Annotated in this window: 12 protein-coding genes; 10 read left to right on the forward strand and 2 right to left on the reverse strand. The window is 60.7% G+C overall.

The features are described from left to right. Positions 1-394: 394 nt before the first annotated feature. The 4 genes from G522_RS28675 to G522_RS0124645 all read left to right on the forward strand — a co-directional run bounded on the left by G522_RS28675 (position 395) and on the right by G522_RS0124645 (position 5129). On the forward strand, positions 395-1186 hold the full coding sequence (locus tag G522_RS28675; RefSeq protein ID WP_036840893.1) for a PRC-barrel domain-containing protein: 792 nt from the start codon (positions 395-397) through the stop codon (positions 1184-1186). A gap of 107 nt (positions 1187-1293) precedes the next feature. After that, positions 1294-2163 carry an ADP-polyphosphate phosphotransferase gene (locus G522_RS0124635; protein WP_026793289.1) on the forward strand — a complete coding sequence of 290 codons (870 nt, stop codon included), beginning with the start codon at positions 1294-1296 and terminating at the stop codon, positions 2161-2163. A gap of 315 nt (positions 2164-2478) precedes the next feature. Next, on the forward strand, positions 2479-3045 hold the full coding sequence (locus tag G522_RS0124640) for a hypothetical protein (RefSeq protein ID WP_156887057.1): 567 nt from the start codon (positions 2479-2481) through the stop codon (positions 3043-3045). 332 nt (positions 3046-3377) lie between these two features. Beyond that, on the forward strand, positions 3378-5129 hold the full coding sequence (locus tag G522_RS0124645) for a sigma-54 interaction domain-containing protein (RefSeq protein WP_026793291.1): 1752 nt from the start codon (positions 3378-3380) through the stop codon (positions 5127-5129). Between the two features lie 484 nt (positions 5130-5613). Here G522_RS0124645 and G522_RS0124655 read toward each other — a convergent pair whose 3' ends face one another. Further along, complete coding sequence (locus tag G522_RS0124655; protein ID WP_169453612.1) at positions 5614-7536, reverse strand: tetratricopeptide repeat protein; 1923 nt, start codon at positions 7534-7536, stop codon at positions 5614-5616. A 5-nt stretch (positions 7537-7541) separates the two neighbouring features. Further along, the gene (locus G522_RS0124660) at positions 7542-8552 is read right to left on the reverse strand and encodes a hypothetical protein (protein WP_156887058.1); all 1011 of its coding nucleotides are present in this window, start codon (positions 8550-8552) and stop codon (positions 7542-7544) included. 479 nt (positions 8553-9031) lie between these two features. On the opposite strand from G522_RS0124660, the gene G522_RS0124665 reads away from it, so the two are divergent. The 6 genes from G522_RS0124665 (at position 9032) to G522_RS0124685 (ending at position 14124) form a co-directional block, all read left to right on the forward strand. After that, positions 9032-9385 carry a hypothetical protein gene (locus tag G522_RS0124665; RefSeq protein ID WP_026793294.1) on the forward strand — a complete coding sequence of 118 codons (354 nt, stop codon included), beginning with the start codon at positions 9032-9034 and terminating at the stop codon, positions 9383-9385. 144 nt (positions 9386-9529) lie between these two features. After that, on the forward strand, positions 9530-9820 hold the full coding sequence (locus G522_RS28680; RefSeq protein WP_036840896.1) for a hypothetical protein: 291 nt from the start codon (positions 9530-9532) through the stop codon (positions 9818-9820). Then, positions 9801-10100, forward strand: coding sequence for a helix-turn-helix domain-containing protein (locus tag G522_RS28685; RefSeq protein ID WP_245586734.1), 300 nt, complete (start codon positions 9801-9803; stop codon positions 10098-10100). The genes G522_RS28680 and G522_RS28685 overlap by 20 nt, the downstream gene beginning before the upstream one ends. Positions 10101-11085: 985 nt before the next feature. Then, positions 11086-11589 carry an L-2-amino-thiazoline-4-carboxylic acid hydrolase gene (locus G522_RS0124675; RefSeq protein WP_026793295.1) on the forward strand — a complete coding sequence of 168 codons (504 nt, stop codon included), beginning with the start codon at positions 11086-11088 and terminating at the stop codon, positions 11587-11589. Beyond that, complete coding sequence (locus G522_RS0124680; protein ID WP_026793296.1) at positions 11586-12893, forward strand: L-cysteine desulfidase family protein; 1308 nt, start codon at positions 11586-11588, stop codon at positions 12891-12893. Before G522_RS0124675 ends, G522_RS0124680 begins: the two co-directional genes overlap by 4 nt. 103 nt (positions 12894-12996) lie before the next feature. Further along, positions 12997-14124: a YkvI family membrane protein gene (locus G522_RS0124685; protein ID WP_026793297.1), complete on the forward strand. Its 1128-nt coding sequence runs from the start codon at positions 12997-12999 to the stop codon at positions 14122-14124. Positions 14125-14150 lie beyond the last annotated feature (26 nt).

Consider the following 14150-nt stretch of genomic DNA (forward strand, 5'->3'; position numbering starts at 1 on the left):
GCCCGGTCGGAACAAACGCGTCCGGGGTGGCGTTACCTCCTCAGTCCTAGTGGTTCGACTCCGACATTTGCATCCGCCTGATACGAGCCTTGGGGCAAATGTCGGAGTCATCAGAACCACTAGCAAGTTATTGGTTCTAGTGGAGCTTTTGAATTTGACATTTGAGCGCGAGCCCTATGTCACGTGGGACTCAAATGTCAAATTCGCTCCACTAGTGATTGCGACCTGTCCCGAGGCGGTCGCGTCATCTCGCCCCGGACCGGGGAGGGATAACCGGATTTCGCGTCGCTGCCGTGGCCGGACCGCCAGGCGACGCATCGGACGGCCGCACCGCGTCACCCGAGAGGGGACGACGCGGACCAAAGGGCCGTCGCACACTCAAGGGAGCGCCGACATGTTATGGAATGCGTCCAAGATCAAGGGTTACACCGTCGCCGCCAGTGATGGCGATATCGGCACCGTCAGCGATCTGCTGTTCGATGATCAAAGCTGGCACATCCGCTGGCTCGTCGTCGATGCCAGCACATGGTTCACCGAGCGCAAGGTGCTGCTGCCGACCTCCGCGCTGGGCCACGCCGACCTCGAGGCCGAGACATTCTCCGTCAAGCTGACCCGGCAGCAGGTCAAGGACAGCCCGGATGTCGATATCCACCGGCCGGTGTCGCGGCAGTCGGAGAGCGACATCTTCGGCTACTACGGCTGGAGCCCCTACTGGGGAGACGACCTCTATGTGGGTGGCTACGGCAGCGGCATGGCGGCGGCGCCTGTCATCGCCTCGGCGCCGGACGCACTGCGCATCGAGAGGGAGACGGTGGAGGCGCAACACCGCAACGACGATCCGCACCTCAGAAGCATCGACACGGTGGAGGGCTACTATATCCAGGCCACCGATGGCGATATCGGCCACGTCGAGGACGTGCTGGTCGAGGAGCAGGACTGGAGCATCCACTACCTGGTGATCGACACCAAGAACTGGTGGCCGGGCAAGAAGGTGCTGATCTCGCCGCATTCGGCGCGCGACATCAACTGGGCCAACAAGACCGTTTCCCTCAACGTCAATCGGGAGCGGGTCAAGAACAGCCCGACCTACGATGAATCGACCATCGTCGACCGCGCCTACGAGGCGCGGTTCGGGGCCTACTACAATGACGACGACTCCGATCCTCGTTTGAGGCGGCATGGCTGATCGGCCTGCCTGACCGATCCCGAAGCAGGAAGCCGATCCCGGTGGCATCCAACCCGCCGGGGTCGGCTTCTTCGTGCCCCATTGCCGAGGAGCTTGCGGACGACATCATGAAGATCAAGACCAAGGACTTTCAGGTTGCCGAGGGCGACAAGGTGGATCTCGGCAAGTGGCCGACGCGCATCGAGCCGGTCTATGACTCCAAGGACGACTACAAGAAGCTGCTGAAACACGCCGTTCGCGAGCTCAGCCGGCAGCAGCGGATGCTCTATGCCGGCAACCAGCACGCCGTTCTCTTGATCTTCCAGGCGATGGACGCCGCCGGCAAGGACGGCGCCATCCGGCACGTGATGTCCGGCATCAACCCGCAGGGGTGCCAGGTGTTCAGCTTCAAGCACCCGAGCGCCGAGGAACTCGACCACGATTTTCTCTGGCGAACCACGCGCAACCTGCCGGAGCGCGGCCGCATCGGCATCTTCAACCGCTCCTATTACGAGGAGGTGCTGATCGTGCGGGTGCATCCGGAGATCTTGATCAGCGAGGGGCTGCCGGATGCCCTGAAGAAGGAGAGCCACATCTGGCGGGCGCGCTACCGCTCGATCACCGACCTCGAGCGGCATCTCCACGAGAACGGCACGCGCATCATCAAGTTCTTCCTGCATCTTTCCAAGGACGAGCAGCGCAAGCGCTTCCTCGACCGCATCGACGATCCGGAGAAGAACTGGAAGTTCAGCGTCGACGACATCAAGGAGCGGCAATACTGGAGCGCCTACCGGACGGCCTATGAGGAGTGCCTCAGCGCCACCAGCACCGACCATTCGCCCTGGTATGTCGTCCCCGCCGACGACAAGAAGAACGCCCGGCTGATCGTGTCCGAGATCATCCTCGACACCTTCGCCGACCTCAAGATGAGCTACCCGAAGGTGGATGCGGCAAGGGTGCAGGAGCTGCAGTCGATCCGGGCGCAGTTGGTGGAGTGAGGGCGACCGCCGCGCGCCTCGGGGCGTGCAAGGCGATGATCTGCCGAATCCGGCGAGCAGGCAAACTCAACCAAGGGAAGCTTCAAGGCCCGCTCCTGATATCGCATGCCTTCCATGACGGGCTTGGCACTCCTGTTCGTCGCTGAGCGACGCTTCGTAGAGCGGGCGAAAAAAACTTCAATGGCCGGACGCGTTGGTCTTGAATCTGTTGTGGGATGGTCACCTTTCCGCAGTCCAATAACGCCAGATACGTATTGATTTGTTGGGCTTCCTTAGTAATCTACTTGTTCTGTGCGGCTTGAGGTGATGAATATCATGAATATTTCTCATTTTGTTCGAATCATTATTATAAGTATTTTCAGTCTTGTGGCGGTTCCTGTCCATAGCGAGCCCATACTCACGCAACGTCAAGTAGAAATCGTTCAGCAAGTCGTGGCTGTGAACGGCTCAATTGATAAAAAGGCCCATGATGAATTCTGGGCGTTATTGCCGTCCGGCATTCGCGACGACCCATATCAGGTCAAGGAACTACAGGAGGGGTTTCGCGAAACGAGCGAAAGTGGATTTATTGTCCTCCGGGAGATTTGGGCTAGCGCGAAGCTTTCGGCGCAAGAGAAGAGGGCTATAAAAACGGATGCGTTTGAGCTTAATGTTAAGAAAATAGCGTCTTTTGGTGGAAATAATGTGAAGTATGCAGAACTGTATAATGCTTTTATTGATAAAGTTCTGGAGGCGGCAGTTACCGGGGAACCTTTGCAGCTTGCAACCGGTAGAGAAAACATCACTCCCGAGTTTTGTGATCGGATGATCGAGCAAATGGATAAGGTCGTTGCGAGGATAAGGTTATTAATGGAGCCGACTTGGGTGGACGGAAGCCAATGAGCCGGCAGGGCTGCTGAACCAGATGCCGAATTGTATTCGGCCGGTTTGTTTGCGTTGCCCATCGACCAGAGCTTTTTGGGCAGCGGGTGAGGCAGACCCAGGAGGCCACCTGCTCGATGCCCCTGCTGCGAGGACGCCGCCGCTCCTTGTTGCGGGCGGCGTGGCTTCGTCGCGGTCGGGCAAGGTGGCACCGAAAGGAACGGAGTGATCATTGAGCACACCCGCGGGGTGCTCTGTCAGGACGTGTCTGAGCGTCGTCTCGTCCATCGGCGAGTTGACCGCCGCCGCAAAAGGCATTGATGTGTCGCCATAAGGCGCGGCACGGGTGGCAGATGGTCGGGTTGGTCGATATCAACGAGGCGGTTCAGAACGTGTCGGAGGCGATCTCCAGCGTTCTCGATGTCGACGTCATCATTTCCGACGCCGAGTTCCGCAAGGTGGGCGACACCAAGCGGCACTTCAACCGGGAAGTGACGGAGATCCGCGACACCTATGTGATCGGCCACGTGCTCCGCACCGGCGAGACCGCCACCATCGCCAGCAAGGCCGACAGCCCGCAGTGCATGGCCTGCAAGGAGCAGGCGGAGTGCAATCTCCGGGCGATGATCTGCGTGCCGATCGAGCGCGAGGGCGCGCGCGTCGGGGCGATCGGCCTCATCGCCATCACCGACGTGGCGCGCGCCAAGCTCCTCGACAACCGCGACAACCTCGTTGTGTTCACCAACCGGATGGCTGACCTGATCGTCAGCAAGCTGATCGAGCAGGAGACCGCCGAAAAGCTGACGATTTCCAAGAACCGCCTGACGCGCATCATCGACTCCATCGAGGAGGGCATCGTCGCCGTCGACGCGGCGGGGCGCATCATGCACACCAACGCCGTGGTCGAGGAGGTGCTGGGCGCCCGTAGCGAGGAGCTGGCCGGGCAGCTGGTCGAGACCTATTTCAGCGGCGCCTATGTCGGCGCGCTGCTCAGAGACGGCACCGCCTTCACCAATATCGAGCTCCGCATCGGCGACCAGAGCCGCAGCACCCACGTGCTGATTTCCGGCAAGCCGGTGGGCGAGAAGAACGCCGGCTCCATCCTGGCGCTGAAGAAGATGGACGACGTCTACAAGGTGATCAACAACCTGACGACGTCGCCGCTCGCCACTTCGTTCGACGAGATCGTCGGCGCCAGCCCGCAGATCGGCCAATTGAAGCGGCAGGCGCTGCGCGTGGCGGTGAGCAGCTCCAACATCCTGATCACCGGCGAAAGCGGCACCGGCAAGGAACTGCTGGCCCGGGCCATCCACCACGCCAGCCCGCGCGCCGCCAAGCCCTTCGTGGCGCTCAACTGCGCCGCCATGCCCGAGACGCTGATCGAGAGCGAGCTGTTCGGCTTCGAGGAGGGCGCCTTCACCGGCGCGGCGCGCGGCGGCCGGCCGGGCAAGTTCCAGCTCGCCCACGGCGGCACCATCTTCCTCGACGAGATCGGCGACATGCCGCTGCACCTGCAGCCCAAGCTGTTGCGCGTGCTGCAGGAAAAGACGGTGGAGCGGCTCGGCGGCCACAAGTCCGTCGCCGTCGACGTGCGCGTGATCGCCGCTACCAACCGCGACCTCGAACAGCTGGTGGCGCGCGGCGAGTTCCGCGAGGACCTCTACTACCGGCTCAGCGTCATACCCCTGCACATCCCGCCGCTGCGCGCCCGGGTGGGCGACGTGCGCCTCCTGATGACCCACCTCCTGCGCCAATATGGCGGCAAGCTCGGCAAGTCGATCAAGGGCTTCACCGGCAACGCCGAGGACGCGCTCCTCGCCTGGCCCTGGAAGGGCAACGTGCGCGAACTCGCCAACGCCGTGGAATACGCCGTCAACATGGAGCAGACGCCGTATATCTCCTTCGAGAGCTTGCCCGTGAGGATCCGCGAGGGGGCGATGAGCCCGGCGGCGATGCCGGCGGTGGGGGTGCTGCGGAGCACGGAGACCGACGCGATCCGGCGGGCGCTGGGGGAATGCGGGGAGAGCCTGGAGGGGAAGAAAAGGGCGGCGGCGATGCTGGGGATTAGTTTGGCGACGCTGTACAGGAAGATCAAGGAGATGTGAGGGGAGGGAAGTAGTGGTTCGTGTGGGGAAGCTAGAAAGGGAAGAAGCGGGCGGCGGCGATGCTGAGCAGCAGCTGGCTGTGTTGTACGGGAAGATCAAGGAGATGGAAACTGGGGGCGGATCTTGGCTGGTCGCGCCAATAAAGTTGGAGCGGGAGGCTTTGTGATCTCCCACTGGCGGCAGGTTTCGGTAAGGTAGGTCCGTGCCGTTTTCCGTGCTAACAGGATAGCGGCGATGCGTTTGGTGGCCTCTAAATAGCGATAAGCCGTCAGAGCCGACGTCGGACAGCGCCAATATCAATCTCCGCAAGAGCTAGATCAGGCTCGCCCTAAGCTGTGAGCGCCCGTGCCAGACGATAACGTGCACGCAGTGTGGCGCATTGATGGGATAGCATCCGTGACGTCGGATGCTCAGAGAGCCACGCCGCAACCGATTTCATCGCCTTTGTCTAGGGTGCGGCTCGAAATGACCTCGGCCAGCTCACCTAGCGAATCTTTCTCGCGTTCGTGTTTACGAACACGGTGCTCGCAAGTATTTCTTTTGTGGTCAACGTGTCGGGATTCTCTGCCCCTCGCACTTTTATCTCAAGTGGTAGCAGCACGTCGTATTCTTCCAAAGCCTCGTTCGCGCGTCCGAGTTCGAGCAGGGCGCGCGCAAGCATTTCTCTTGTGGCCAACGTGTCAGGATGCTCTGCCCCTCGCACCTTTATATCGAGCGGCAGCAGTTTGTCGTACTCCTCCAAGGCTTCTTTCGCGCGTCCGAGGCTGAGCAGGGCGCGCGCGCGCATGTCTCTTGTGGTGAGCGTGCTTGGGGTCTCTGCCCCTCGCACCTTTATCTCAAGTGGCAGCAGCTTGTCGTATTCCTCCAAAGCTTCTGTCGCGCGTCCGAGTTCGAGTAGGATGCTCGCATGTGCATATCGTGTAGTGAGCGTGCCGGGATCCTCTACCCCTCGCACGCTTATCATAATCGGAAGCAGCTTATCGTATTCCTCCAAAGCCTCTGTCGCGCGTCCGAGTTCGAGCAGGGTGCGCGCACGCATTTCTCTTGTGGCCAGCGTGTTGGGATGCTCTGCCCCTCGCACCTTTATGTAGAGCGGAAGGAGTCTGTCGTATTCCGCTAAAGCCTCTGTCGCGCGCCCGAGGTAGAGCAGAGCGCCCGTACGCGTGGCTCTTGTAGCTAACGTGTCGGGATCCTCTGCCCCTCGCACCTTTATGTCGAGCGGCAGTAGCTTGTCGTATTCCTCCAAAGCCTCTGTCGCGCGTCCGAGTTCGAGCAGGACGCGCGCACGCATGTCCCTGGTGGCCAGCGTATTGGGATCCTCTGCCCCTCGCACCTTTATGTCGAGCGGCAGTAGCTTGTCGTATTCCTCTAAAGCCTCTTTCGCGCGTCCGAGTTCGAGCAGGGCGCGCGCACGCATGTCTCTTGTGGTCAGCGTGCAGGGATGCTCTGCCCCTCGCAGTTTTGTATCGAGCGGCAGTAGCTTGTCGTATTCCTCCAAAGCCTCTTTCGCACGTCCGAGGTCGAGCAGGGTGCCTGCACGCATTTCTCTTGTGGCCAACGTGTCGGGATGCTCCGCCCCTCGCACCTTTATATCGAGCGGCAGCAGCTTGTCGTATTCTTCCAAAGCCTCTTTTGCGCGTCCGAGGTCGAGCAGAGCGCGCGCACGCATGTCTCTTGTGGTCAGCGTGCCGGGATCTTTTGCCCCTCGCACCTTTATCTCAAGTGGCAGCAGCTTGTCGTATTCCTCCAAGGCCTCTTTCACGCGTCCGAGGTCGCGCAAGGCTTCGGCGACATGAGACCGCCACAACAACATTAACCAATGGGTTTCTTCCGTCCCCCGTGCTCGTTCGGCGGCGAGCAAGCGGTTCAGGCGTATCAGTCCTGCGTCCGGATTGCCTCCGCTTTGCTCACCACAGCCGATATAACCGGCGAGCCGAATAAGTTCCGGATGATCAGCTCCAAACCGGCTCTCCAGCAGCGGCAGTAAGACCGCGCCGGCAGCTATCAGATCGGACCATTTGCTTTCACTATATAGATGCGCCCCGCGATCGCCGAGTTTTTTGAGGTCGGCCTCATCCAACTCTAGAAGCCAGGCGCTCTGCCCCGCAATAACGCCCTCGTCCAGCACTGCAGCAACAAGCCGTGTACTGGTATTGACAATCGCATATTCAATGCCAGTGCCGCGTAGGTCGCAGCCTGAAAAATCAAAGCCGGAGAGGTCCTGTCCGGCTAAATTCCAACCACAAAGATCCAAACCTCGAAAGTCTTCCGCCGGATCGAGCCCGCCGGCTAAAGCATAGGCGCGCAGACCGCTACCTTGGCAGGTCAGTACCCGCTCGACTGCTGCCATGTTGAGATCCAGATCGGACAAGTGAGGACTGTCAATCTTGTGCGATTGGTCATCCATGATATTCATCCCTGTCCGTCAGTTTCGTCTACCAGCATTGGCTCAACGCAGAACGCACAACTGAACAAGTCGAACTGCCTGCCCCCTGGCTGATCTTGAATCTCAGGGTTGGCTTTGGTGGCTGCTAGCGCGGCGACACGACGGCGCAAATCCTGCTCCGCCGCAAGTTTTCGTCGCACCATACTGAGCTTGTCTTTCTGCAAGGCCTCTGCCAGCGCTAACGATGTGGTTTCATGTTGCTTGGATGCGTTGAGCACAAAATCCTCGCGCTCAACCCGCACCGTGATCGAGCCCTGGACCGGCTTGGAGGAATCGCACGCCCTAAGCCGAACCAGAGGGGTTGGAACCTCGTCGTCATTTTTGCCCTTGCCGGCAAGCTTCGCGGGGCCATAGGGAGATACGATTGGTCCACGCAAATCGCGTGTATTGACGAGGCGTGGATCGCCTATCCGGCTACCCGCCCGCAAGCTGCGTTCCCCCTCCTTTTGAACTAAAACGATAGTGGGCGTGACAGCAATCTGCGAATCTGACGTTTGGCCGCGGCTGTGCTTGCGGTCAGCCTTTAGCTTACCCCTGGCGCCGGCAAATAAGAACGGTACGTAAGCTTTCCAGCTTAACTTAACTTCGGCCTCGCCCTCCTGCTGCGATCCGCTATTCAGACTGTCATGCTCGGCCTCTTTCTGCTTTGCTACGAGGTCACCATCCTGCAGAACCCTTTGATAATAGCTTCCAACAATGATCTCGGCATTGCTCAGATCGAGCACGATACTGACGCCGCTCATCGACCATTCATAGCTCTGACTTTCGAAGGGAATGCGAACAAAGCCGAGAGAGATTTCGGTTGCGAGATAAATGTCATGCATATGCGGCGACTGCCCTTGGCCGACGTCTATGCCGCCGATATCGCGCATGTTGACATCATAGCCACGCAGCTTTGCGTGTACCGTATTGCTCCTGTGGAATTGTTTGATTTGCTCTGGTGGCGCACCGAGCGCGGTAGTTGGCTTGCGCGGCAATGCTTTGCCCTCTCCCACACGCGAAAGTCGTATAGGTAAAACAACCAGAACTTAGACCTCTTGGCAACTTCGCGGGAATGCTCACGGTTTCTGTAGTGAGCACGGGTTGTGGCCGACCTTCCCGGTTTCCCATTTCCCCTGCCGACGGTGGCCGTTCTCACTGTTCAGGATGCATCTGCCGGCCCGGAATGGGAAGAGCAACCTCGGCTATCTCACGGTGATCCACCGGCTTCTTGCGCATAGTTGTGATTGGTCTGTCGCATAGGCTGGATGGGGGGCTCTATATCGGCCGATCGCTTTATCCTGCCTGAGGTCCTCGCTTTCGCGAGGATGACAGGAGAGTGATTGTAACAGGCAGATAGCTGCTCACGGGGCGCTCGCCGGGCGTTTGCGGGTGCCGCTCGCGAGGGGTGCTCGCGAGGGGTTGCGGCGGTGAAAGGCGAGGGCATATCGGGATGGACGAGGCATTTCCTGGAGCCGTGACCGACAGCGATGAAGCCTTCTGGGCGGCGCTGGAGCGGTTGGTGCGGGAGAGTGAGGTGGTGATCGACCGTCACAGGGGATCGGCCCATCCGCGTTATCCCAACATCATCTATGGAGCAGACTACGGCTATCTCAGGGACACGTCGTCGATGGACGGCGGTGGCATCGACGTGTGGCGTGGCGCTGGCGGCGGCAAGCGCATATCCGGCGCGATCGTGACGGTCGATCTTGTGAAGCGGGATTCGGAGATCAAGATCCTGCTGGATTGCACCGAGGAGGAAATCTCGGGGATCATGAGCTTTCACAATGGCAGCGAGTATATGAAGGCGCTGTTGCTGAGGAGGCGGTGAGGGCGGCGGTGGTGTGGGCGATCGGCATCCATGGGGTGGCGAGGGCGAATGCCAATTGGTGTGGTTCCAGTGACCGCGTCCTGTTGACATAATTTCCTTAACTAAACGGCTTGGGCCGCTTTGAGAGCATGAGCTAGAATTGGAATGATTGAAGCACCGCGATTAGGTATCGAGACGGGTTGGAAACCGTTGGAGATATGGCTGGCTGGGGTAGCCTCTGTCCGCGTCGTAATCGAACAAAGCGAAGAGCACGGGCTGTTTCGATACTCTGTTGAACAGTATTTTGGTCCAGCCGAAGAAGATGAAGGGCTATGGCCTCAAGGCTTTTGGCAGGCCCAATCGCATTCGGGCTTATATGATTCAGTCGTCGGGGTGGTGAAGGAGGCGAGGGCTTCCATTGGCCGGGTCGAGGCTCTTGGCAAGCGCGACATCTGATCCTGCCGGTGCCGAGGATTTCGACGCCGCCATCGAGGCTCTGGATCGGGGGCAACGCGCCCGGCTGATCCGCAAGACGCGGACCGGGCTCGGCTTGTCACAGGCGGAGTTTGCCAGCCGCTTCCGGGTTCCTGTCGGCACCTTGCGCGATTGGGAGCAGGCGCGGGCGACTGAGCCGGATTTCGCCATCGCCTACGTGCGGGTGATTGGCTTGCATCCGGATATGGTGGCGAAGGCTGGATGGGAGCTCTATATCGGCGGAGCGCTCTATTCTGCCTGAGGTCCTCGCTTTCGCAAGGATGACAGGTAATTGATATATAACGAGGAATCTGGATTTATCGGATGCGCTGGGTTTAGCGGATATCTGGATCCGGCGAGTACTTGGCTGAGAGCTGGTCATCTACGGAAATTTGGGTGTGGCGGCGAAATGGCCGCTGGCGGCGCTCCTATCACGCTGTCTTCCTTGCGAAAGCGAGGATCTCAGGCCGAAAAGGGCGAGGGGGAGGTATCGGGCTCACGGTCCTGTTCCTGCTGCTGGTGTTCCACCCTGCAGCTCCTCGGTTACCTCTCGTTAACGCCTTCTCATTTTGAGAAATCGCGAAGGGGTGAAAAACCGTTGTTGATCAGGTGGTTGCCCGTTCTCACTTCTCATTTTGCGAAATGGGCCGATCGCTGAGCCGGCTGGGACCAGGGGAGGTGGTGTCCGTGGGGTGGGTGGCAAGGCCCGGCGAGAGCGGCGCGAGGCGGCGGATGACTACTTACTGAGCCCTGGCGTTGGGCGAGGGAAGGCGAGGGCTGCGCCTTGCCGGCGGGGCGCGGCAGCCGGCGGGGCGGGGAGCTGGTTCCAAAAACGATATCAGGCTGTTAGCCGGGGGGGGCGTGGCTTTTGCCGCCCGCCGGGCCGGGCTTTTGCACGCGGATCGGGCGGTTTTCCGCCGCCCGGGGCGCCTTGTCGCGCTGCGCCCCTCTCCACTGAGAATGCCAAGCCGCCGAAATCTGGCATAGGCCGTGCAATTCAGTGTTTGCCGGCAAAGGCGCTGGTCCAATGAAGAGTAACGCGGGGAACGGTAGGGGTCTGAGTTCAGCGGTCGAGTAAGCCGGCCGGGCAGGCCGGATGATCTGCCAGATGATCTGAAGGGGCGGTTCGGGGGAATACGCCGGATACCAGTTTGAAGCCGAGAGCTTTTTCTTGCGTGGCCGATGTCGATCGGCCGCGAGGCTGAAGTCTTGCGATTTTTTCAGCCCGTTGATGTGGAGACAAGGACATGTGTGCGTTCAACCAGCCTAAGAATACTGACGATGCCACCATCAACAAGGTGCGCGGCGCCATCCTGCACCGCGGCCTCTGGATGGGGCTGATCCTGAAAGAGGCCAAGAAGCGCGGCCTCGACTGGGAGAGCATCGGCCATCAGGCGATCTTCGACACTGGCTGCATGCATGGCGACGGCATCAAGGAGAAGATGGATACCGAGGGCAGTCTGGTGTCCTTCGGCAATACCTTCTTCACCGAGGACGTCCGCAAGATCTTCGAGGTCGAGGTGAGGAAGCTCGACGAGAGCGAACTCGTCCTCGAATACAACTATTGTCCGCTGGTGGCGGCCTGGAAGCAGATCGGCGTCGATGACGACATGCTGGCCAAGCTCTGCGACATCGCCATGTCCGGCGATCGCGGCATTGCCAGCCGCTTCGGCGAGTTCGAGTTCCAGCTCGGCAAGACCATCGCCGAGGGCAATCCCGTCTGCGAAGTCAAATTCTCGCGCCGGACATGACCGCGATGAGAAACGCCCGGCTCGACGCCAAGACCTACCGCACCTATGTCGACATCCTGAAAAAGGAGCTGGTTCCGGCGCTCGGCTGCACCGAGCCGATCGCCGTGGCCTATGCCGCCGCCTATGCCACCGCCGTGCTGAAGCAACGGCCAGAGAGGGTGGAGGTGGAGCGGGCGGAAGCCTGGTGCAGCGGCAACATCGTCAAGAACGTCAAGGGCGTGGTGGTGCCCAAGACCGGCGGGCTCAAGGGCATCGACGCGGCGGCCATCGCCGGCATCGTCGGTGGCGACGCCAAGGCCGGCATGCAGGTGCTGGAGGCGGTGAAGGACGGCCAGCAGGCGGAGATCCGCCGGCTGCTCACCGAGGGCTTCTGCCGCACGCATCTGCTCCTGGGCGACGAGACGCTGCACATCATCGTCAAGGTGTTCGCCGGCGACGCCTCGGCCGAGGTGTCGATCAAGGGCTCGCACACCAACATCTGCCGCGTGGTCCGCGACGGCGAGGTGCTGGTCGACCGGGACACGGCCGCCAAGCAGGTGGCGGCAGACGAGCCGTCGCTCCTCAATGTGCGCGACATCATCACCTTCGCCGACACGGTGAAGCTCGAGGATATCGCGCCGATCATCGCCGAGCAGATCGACAAGAACACCCGCATCTCCGAGGAAGGGCTGAGCGGCCACTATGGCGTCGGCGTCGGCCGGACGCTGCTGAAATACGCCGGCACCGACCTCCGGACGCGGGCCAAGGCGCGGGCGGCGGCCGGCAGCGATGCCCGGATGAGCGGCTGCGCCCTGCCGGTGATCATCAACTCGGGCAGCGGCAACCAGGGCATGACCGCGTCGCTCCCGGTGATCACCTATGCCGAGGAGCTGGAGGTGGGCCACGACCGGCTCTACCGGGCGCTGGTGCTCTCCAACCTGATCGCCATCCACCAGAAGACGTCGATCGGCAAGCTTTCCGCCTTCTGCGGCGCGGTGAGTGCCGCCTGCGGGGCGGGGGCTGCCATCACCTACATGCTGGGCGGCGACTATGAGGCGATCTCGCGGACGATCACCAATGCCATCGGCAATGTCGGCGGCATCGTCTGCGACGGCGCCAAGCCGTCCTGCGCCGCCAAGATCGCCTCGGCGGTCGACGCGGCGATCATGGCCCATCACCTCGCGGTCGAGGGGCAGGCCTTCTCCGACGGCGAGGGGCTGGTGACCGGCGATGTCGAGGGCACCATCGCCAACATCGGCCAGGTGGCCAGCAAGGGGATGAAGTCCACCGACCTGGAGATCCTCCGTTTAATGGTTGGAGGGTGAATTCGAGAATTTACAGGAAGAGTAGCGAATTACTCGGGCTCAATACGTAGAGCCGAAGAGACCAGTTTTCCCATCGAAGTAAAAAACCTAAAACGTGGAGTGCATGATGGAAAAATCCCTAAACCTGAAGAAGATCATTCTTCTTTCCGGCGCCTTGTCGGCCTACTGGATCGGCTCCGGCTTCTCGACCGGCCAGGAGATCCTGCAATTCTTCTCCAGCAGCGGCACCAACGGGCTGATCGCCGCCATGATCTTCATGGTGATCACCTGCGTTCTGACCTTCCTGCTGTTCAGCATCGGTCAGAAGAAGCAGTTCGCCAACCCCTATGACGTGTTCGAGCATTACTGCGGCAAGTACGTCGGCCAAGTCTACATCTGGTACAGCGTTGCCCTGATCTACGGCATCATGGTCGTCATGCTGGCCGGCGCCGGCGCCACCCTTCACCAGTATTTCCAGTTGCCGACCTACGCGGGGATCTGGATCATCGGCCTGCTCGCCTTGGGTACGACGTTGCTCGGCGTTGAAAAGCTGATCAACATCATCGGCACGATCGGGCCGGTCAAGATTGTGTTCATGGTCATCGTCGGTTGCGCCGGCCTCTATACGCTGTCGCAGCAGACGGGCCTCCTCAGCGAAGCCAACGCGGCGATGCCGACGCTGGGCTTCAACTACGCCTCTTCCAACTGGGCCTGGTCGGGCGCGCTCTACGCCTTCCTGGCGCTGATCGTCAGCATACCCTTCCAAGTGGCTTGCGGCGCCTCGGCCGGCAGCCTGAAAGAGGCGCGTGTGTCGGCGCTGGTGGGTGTTGCCGGCTTCACGCTGGCCATCGTCATGCTGGTGATCGCCGAGCTGGTCTACTACAAGCTGATCGTCGGCCAGCAGGTTCCGACGCTGGCCATCACCAACGCCATCTCGCCGGTGCTGGGCTTCATCTTCACCGTGCTGATCGTGCTGTGCATCTACTCGGCGGTCGCCTCGTTCCTGTTGATGACCGTCCGCAAGTTCGCCGCCGACAAGACCATGAAGTTCAACCTGATCGCCACGGTGCTCGCCGCCGTCGGCATCGTATTCGGCGGCATCCTGCCGTTCGACAAGCTGGTGAACATCCTGTTCCCGTTCGCCGGCTACTCGGCGATCGTCTTCGCCTGCTTCATGATCTACAAGGAGTTCATCTCCAAGAAGGTCGATGACGCGGTACCCGCCGCCGCCGTCATCGAGAAGGCCAAGTAACCTCTCCTACGAAGCCTTCCTCGCGG

The organism is Pleomorphomonas oryzae DSM 16300 (genome assembly GCF_000422965.1).
GTDB lineage: Bacteria > Pseudomonadota > Alphaproteobacteria > Rhizobiales > Pleomorphomonadaceae > Pleomorphomonas > Pleomorphomonas oryzae.

What these genes read in the sequence shown, in the direction of transcription:
- G522_RS28675 (WP_036840893.1), top strand. Translation starts at nt 395, where the DNA reads ATGTTATGGAATGCGTCCAAGATCAAGGGTTACACCGTCGCCGCCAGT.
- G522_RS0124635 (WP_026793289.1), top strand. Translation starts at nt 1,294, where the DNA reads ATGAAGATCAAGACCAAGGACTTTCAGGTTGCCGAGGGCGACAAGGTG.
- G522_RS0124640 (WP_156887057.1), top strand. Translation starts at nt 2,479, where the DNA reads ATGAATATTTCTCATTTTGTTCGAATCATTATTATAAGTATTTTCAGT.
- G522_RS0124645 (WP_026793291.1), top strand. Translation starts at nt 3,378, where the DNA reads ATGGTCGGGTTGGTCGATATCAACGAGGCGGTTCAGAACGTGTCGGAG.
- G522_RS0124655 (WP_169453612.1), bottom strand. Translation starts at nt 7,536, where the DNA reads ATGGATGACCAATCGCACAAGATTGACAGTCCTCACTTGTCCGATCTG.
- G522_RS28680 (WP_036840896.1), top strand. Translation starts at nt 9,530, where the DNA reads ATGATTGAAGCACCGCGATTAGGTATCGAGACGGGTTGGAAACCGTTG.
- G522_RS0124675 (WP_026793295.1), top strand. Translation starts at nt 11,086, where the DNA reads ATGTGTGCGTTCAACCAGCCTAAGAATACTGACGATGCCACCATCAAC.
- G522_RS0124680 (WP_026793296.1), top strand. Translation starts at nt 11,586, where the DNA reads ATGACCGCGATGAGAAACGCCCGGCTCGACGCCAAGACCTACCGCACC.
- G522_RS0124685 (WP_026793297.1), top strand. Translation starts at nt 12,997, where the DNA reads ATGATGGAAAAATCCCTAAACCTGAAGAAGATCATTCTTCTTTCCGGC.